The organism is Streptococcus sp. 4155, from assembly GCF_013276695.1.
Lineage (GTDB): Bacteria > Bacillota > Bacilli > Lactobacillales > Streptococcaceae > Streptococcus > Streptococcus pseudopneumoniae.
This window is the reverse complement of sequence record NZ_VMLM01000024.1, coordinates 1-5,048: the sequence shown is the minus strand read 5'-3', so window position 1 is coordinate 5,048 and position 5,048 is coordinate 1. Positions and strand designations below refer to the sequence as shown.

The following is a 5,048-nucleotide window of genomic DNA, read 5'->3' as shown; positions in this document are numbered from 1 at the left end:
ACAGTGTTTTGAGCAGCTTGCGGCTAGCTTCCTAGTTTGCTATTTGATTTTCATTGAGTATTATTATTTTTTATTCTTTACAGATTCAAAATAGACCTTTATTATTTTTCTAAAAAAGGAAAGCTCTGCGGCCTTCCTTCGTCTTACTTGCGTTTCTTCTTCGCTTTTTTCATTTTATTCGCCATGCGTTTCATAGACTGTTTCATGGCAAATTCACCGATTTTACCTTTGAGTCCGCCACCAAACATCTGGCTCATATCGGGCATTCCTGCTCCTCCGAGAGCTGATAAGTCAGGCATACCACCTTGTCCCATCATTCCTTCAAGGGCAGACATATCCATTCCTCCCATATTTGGCATATTTTTGGGAAGATTGTTTGGATTGATTCCCATTTGCTTCATCATTTTATTCATATCTCCAGACATGACACCCTGCATGAGCTGTTTAGCCTGGTTAAAGTCCTTGATAAATTTATTGACTTCGACAAATGTATTTCCAGAACCTGCAGCGATACGACGACGACGGCTTGGATTTAACAAATCTGGATTTTCACGCTCTTCAGGTGTCATTGAAGACACAATAGCACGTTTGCGAGCAATCTGACGCTCATCTACCTTCATGTTTTGAAGGGCTGGATTGTTAGCCATACCTGGAATCATCTTGAGCAAGTCTTCCATTGGGCCCATGTTTTGCACCTGATCCAACTGAGCAATGAAATCATTGAAATCAAAGGTGTTTTCACGCATCTTCTCAGCCATTTCAAGAGCTTTTTGCTCATCGTATTCCTGAGAAGCTTTCTCAATCAGAGTGAGCATATCCCCCATACCAAGGATACGGCTAGACATGCGGTCTGGGTGGAAGGTCTCAATGTCCGTAATCTTTTCACCTGTACCAGTAAACTTGATTGGTTTTCCAGTAATGTGACGAACAGATAGAGCCGCACCACCACGAGTATCGCCATCAATCTTGGTAAGGATAACCCCAGTTACTTCCAACTGAGCATTAAACTCATGCGCAACATTGGCTGCTTCCTGACCAATCATAGCATCAACGACAAGCAAGATTTCATTTGGTTGAGCCAATACTTTCACATCACGAAGCTCATTCATGAGGAGCTCATCAATCTGCAAACGACCCGCAGTATCAATCAAGACATAGTCGTTATGATTGGCTTGCGCTTGTTCCAAACCTTGACGAACAATCTCAACAGCTGGTACTTCTGTACCAAGAGCAAAGACAGGCACATCAATCTGTTGACCCAGTGTCTTCAGCTGGTCAATAGCAGCTGGACGATAAATATCCGCCGCAATCATCAAAGGACGAGCATTTTCTTCCTTCTTGAGTTTGTTGGCCAATTTACCAGCAAAAGTTGTTTTACCAGCCCCCTGCAAACCAACCATCATGATGATTGTAGGAATCTTAGGTGATTTGATAATTTCTGCCGTATCAGAACCTAAAACGGTTGTCAATTCCTCATCAACGATTTTAATAATCTGTTGCGCAGGATTAAGTGTATCAATGACCTCATGGCCGACTGCACGCTCACGAACTTTCTTGATAAAATCCTTTACAACAGGCAAGGCAACGTCGGCCTCGAGCAAGGCCAAGCGAATTTCTTTGGTTGCCTCTTGGACATCAGATTCAGAGATTTTTCCTTTTTTACGTAGATTTTTAAAGACGTTCTGCAAACGTTCTGTTAAACTTTCAAATGCCATTTTTCTTCCTCTTATTCTCTATTATCAATGCTTGTTAAAATTTCTATCTGCTCCTGCAGAAAGTCATCCTTGGGATAGCGCTCCAAAATCTGATCAAAAATCTGACTGCGGACAATGTAGTCCGAGTACATGTGCAATTTCATCTCATAATCTTCCAGAATCTTTTCTGTTCGCTTGATATTGTCATAGACAGCCTGACGACTGACACCGAACTCCTCGGCAATCTCAGCAAGGCTGTAATCATCAGCGTAGTAGAGCTCGATATAATTCATTTGCTTATCTGTCAAAAGCGCTGCATAAAATTCAAAGAGCGCATTCATACGATTGGTTTTTTCGATTTCCATAACTTTTATTATACCAAAAATTAGCCTAATCTACCACATTAGGAAGCCAATCCGAGAAGATAGCCAGGTAAATTTGAAAAAGACATGAGACTAGCCCCAAGTAATTTCCAATTGATAGCTGGCAAAGGGATGTCCCTCTTGATTTTGTAGTTGATAATCTAGTTCAATCTTTTGCCCATCAACTTCATAGCGACTGGTTTGGATAACAAATTCCTGCATGCCCATTGGTGTAGGAATGTCGGCTAAACTATCACTATCCTTTAGAAAGCGCATAATGGTCTTGGGATTTGAAAAACGGCTCATCACCAGTTCTTGACCATGGAATTTAATCACTACTTTTTCCTTTTCCTCATTATAGAAAAGCAGGTAGCTATAATCTCCCTTTTCATGCACTTCCACGTCATAAAGTTGGTCAATCACTTCCAACTGCTCATCAAACTGAATCGTATTTCGCATCCGAATCTTCACATCAAGTCCTCTTTCTTGTCTCTTGTCCTACTATTTTACCAAAAACTCTAGCTTTTTGCTATAATGGTCATATGAACGAAAAAGTATTCCGTGACCCTGTTCACAACTACATCCATGTCAATAATCAAATCATCTATGACTTGATCAATACAAAAGAATTTCAACGTTTGCGCCGTATCAAGCAACTGGGAACTTCCAGTTATACCTTCCACGGTGGAGAACACAGCCGCTTCTCCCACTGTCTAGGAGTCTATGAAATTGCACGACGTATCACGGAGATTTTTGAAGAAAAATATCCTGAGGGATGGAATCTTGCCGAATCCCTCCTCACCATGACCGCTGCTCTCCTCCATGACCTGGGTCATGGTGCCTACTCCCATACTTTTGAACATCTCTTTGATACAGACCATGAGGGCATCACCCAGGAAATCATCCAAAGTCCTGAGACGGAGATTCACCAAGTCCTGCTACAAGTGGCGCCAGACTTTCCAGAAAAAGTTGCCAGTGTCATAGACCATACCTATCCTAACAAGCAGGTGGTGCAACTCATTTCCAGTCAGATTGATGCGGACCGTATGGACTATCTCTTGCGCGACTCCTATTTTACAGGAGCATCCTATGGGGAATTTGACCTGACTCGCATCCTCCGAGTCATTCGTCCTGTCGAAAATGGTATCGCCTTTCAGCGCAATGGCATGCACGCCATCGAAGACTACGTCCTCAGTCGCTACCAGATGTACATGCAGGTTTATTTCCACCCCGCAACACGCGCCATGGAAGTTCTCCTACAGAATCTTCTCAAACGCGCCAAGGAACTCTATCCTGAGGACAAGGATTTCTTTGCCCGAACTTCTCCACACCTCCTGCCTTTCTTCGAAAAAAATGTGACCTTGTCTGACTATCTAGCTCTGGATGATGGTGTGATGAATACCTACTTCCAACTCTGGATGACCAGTCCTGACAAGATTCTTGCAGACCTGTCGCAACGCTTTGTCAACCGCAAGGTCTTTAAATCCATTACTTTTTCACAAGAAGACCAAGACCAACTCGCTAGCATGAGAAAATTGGTTGAGGATATCGGCTTTGATCCCGACTACTACACTGCCATTCATAAGAATTTTGACCTCCCTTATGATATCTATCGTCCCGAATCTGAAAATCCACGGACACAGATTGAGATTTTACAAAAAAATGGTCAACTGGCCGAACTCTCTAGCCTGTCTCCTATCGTCCAATCCCTTGCTGGCAGTCGCCACGGAGATAATCGCTTTTATTTTCCAAAAGAAATGTTGGACCAAAACAGCATCTTTGCTAGCATTACCCAGCAATTTTTACACTTAATTGAGAACGATCATTTTACCCCAAATAAAAACTAGAAGAGGAATTTTATGAGTATTAAACTAATCGCTGTCGATATTGACGGAACCCTAGTCAACAGTCAAAAGGAGATTACTCCTGAAGTCTTTTCTGCCATCCAAGATGCCAAAGAAGCTGGTGTCAAAGTCGTCATTGCAACTGGCCGCCCTATCGCAGGTGTTGCCAAACTTCTGGACGACTTGCAGTTGAGAGACGAGGGTGACTATGTTGTGACCTTCAATGGTGCCCTTGTCCAAGAAACTGCTACAGGGCATGAGATTATCAGCGAATCCTTGACTTATGAGGATTATCTGGATATGGAATTTCTCAGTCGTAAGCTCGGTGTCCACATGCATGCTATTACTAAGGACGGTATCTATACTGCCAATCGCAATATCGGAACATACACTGTGCACGAATCAACCCTCGTCAACATGCCTATCTTCTACCGCACACCTGAAGAAATGGCTGACAAGGAAATCGTCAAGTGTATGTTCATCGATGAGCCTGAGGTTCTCGATGCTGCAATTGAAAAGATACCAGCAGAATTTTACGAACGCTACTCTATCAACAAGTCTGCTCCTTTCTACCTCGAACTCCTTAAAAAGAATGTAGACAAGGGGTCAGCCATCACTCACCTAGCTGAAAAACTCGGATTGACCAAAAATCAAACCATGGCTATCGGTGACGAAGAAAATGACCGTGCCATGCTGGAAGTCGTTGGGAACCCCGTTGTCATGGAAAATGGAAATCCAGAAATCAAAAAAATCGCCAAATACATCACTAAAACAAATGACGAATCCGGTGTTGCCCATGCCATCCGAACATGGGTACTGTAAGAGGGTATGAATAGACGAAAACCGCTCAGTTGAGCGGTTTTTATAGTAAAATGAAATAGGAATAGGACAAATCAATTTCTAGTAATGTTTTAGAAGTCCAGATACACTATTCTAGTTTCAATCTACTATAGTATCTAATTACATACCCCCTGCTGGAATCGATAAATAGAAAAAACCTTATTTTAAGGCTCTTCCTATACTATTTATCAATAACCCTCTTTTAGAGTATGTCCGTAAGTTTGAATAATTTGTTGTATATCTTTATGCCTTAGTAATCTTGAAACAGCCCATATATCAACACCTTTTGATAATAGACTTCCTGCGAA

Annotated in this window: 5 protein-coding genes and 1 pseudogene; 2 read left to right on the top strand and 4 right to left on the bottom strand. The window is 42.2% G+C overall.

Annotation, left to right across the window (positions count from 1 at the left end; translation table 11 throughout):
* Window positions 1-143: 143 nt before the first annotated feature.
* The 3 genes from ffh to HT715_RS03450 form a co-directional block, all read right to left on the bottom strand.
* Window positions 144-1,715, bottom strand: a complete 1,572-nt coding sequence (gene ffh / locus HT715_RS03460) for a signal recognition particle protein (protein ID WP_054388224.1) — start codon at window positions 1,713-1,715, stop codon at window positions 144-146.
* Window positions 1,716-1,726: 11 nt separating this feature from the next.
* The gene (locus HT715_RS03455) at window positions 1,727-2,059 is read right to left on the bottom strand and encodes a putative DNA-binding protein (RefSeq protein ID WP_000402066.1); all 333 of its coding nucleotides are present in this window, start codon (window positions 2,057-2,059) and stop codon (window positions 1,727-1,729) included.
* A gap of 90 nt (window positions 2,060-2,149) precedes the next feature.
* Entirely contained in the window at window positions 2,150-2,527 is a 378-nt protein-coding gene (locus tag HT715_RS03450) for a DUF1934 domain-containing protein (protein ID WP_014017237.1), read from the bottom strand.
* 71 nt (window positions 2,528-2,598) lie between these two features.
* Here HT715_RS03450 and HT715_RS03445 point away from each other — a divergent pair, with 71 nt between their 5' ends.
* Complete coding sequence (locus HT715_RS03445) at window positions 2,599-3,903, top strand: HD domain-containing protein (RefSeq protein ID WP_001003510.1); 1,305 nt, start codon at window positions 2,599-2,601, stop codon at window positions 3,901-3,903.
* Between the two features lie 12 nt (window positions 3,904-3,915).
* Window positions 3,916-4,722 carry a sugar-phosphatase gene (gene yidA, locus HT715_RS03440; protein WP_000023513.1) on the top strand — a complete coding sequence of 269 codons (807 nt, stop codon included), beginning with the start codon at window positions 3,916-3,918 and terminating at the stop codon, window positions 4,720-4,722.
* Window positions 4,723-4,921: 199 nt separating this feature from the next.
* On the opposite strand, the pseudogene HT715_RS12390 reads toward yidA, so the two are convergent.
* Window positions 4,922-5,048: pseudogene (locus HT715_RS12390) on the bottom strand (site-specific integrase); the annotation flags it as partial.

Coding starts and splice junctions, on each gene's coding strand:
- ffh (WP_054388224.1), bottom strand. CDS start 1,715: ATGGCATTTGAAAGTTTAACAGAACGTTTGCAGAACGTCTTTAAAAAT.
- HT715_RS03455 (WP_000402066.1), bottom strand. CDS start 2,059: ATGGAAATCGAAAAAACCAATCGTATGAATGCGCTCTTTGAATTTTAT.
- HT715_RS03445 (WP_001003510.1), top strand. CDS start 2,599: ATGAACGAAAAAGTATTCCGTGACCCTGTTCACAACTACATCCATGTC.
- yidA (WP_000023513.1), top strand. CDS start 3,916: ATGAGTATTAAACTAATCGCTGTCGATATTGACGGAACCCTAGTCAAC.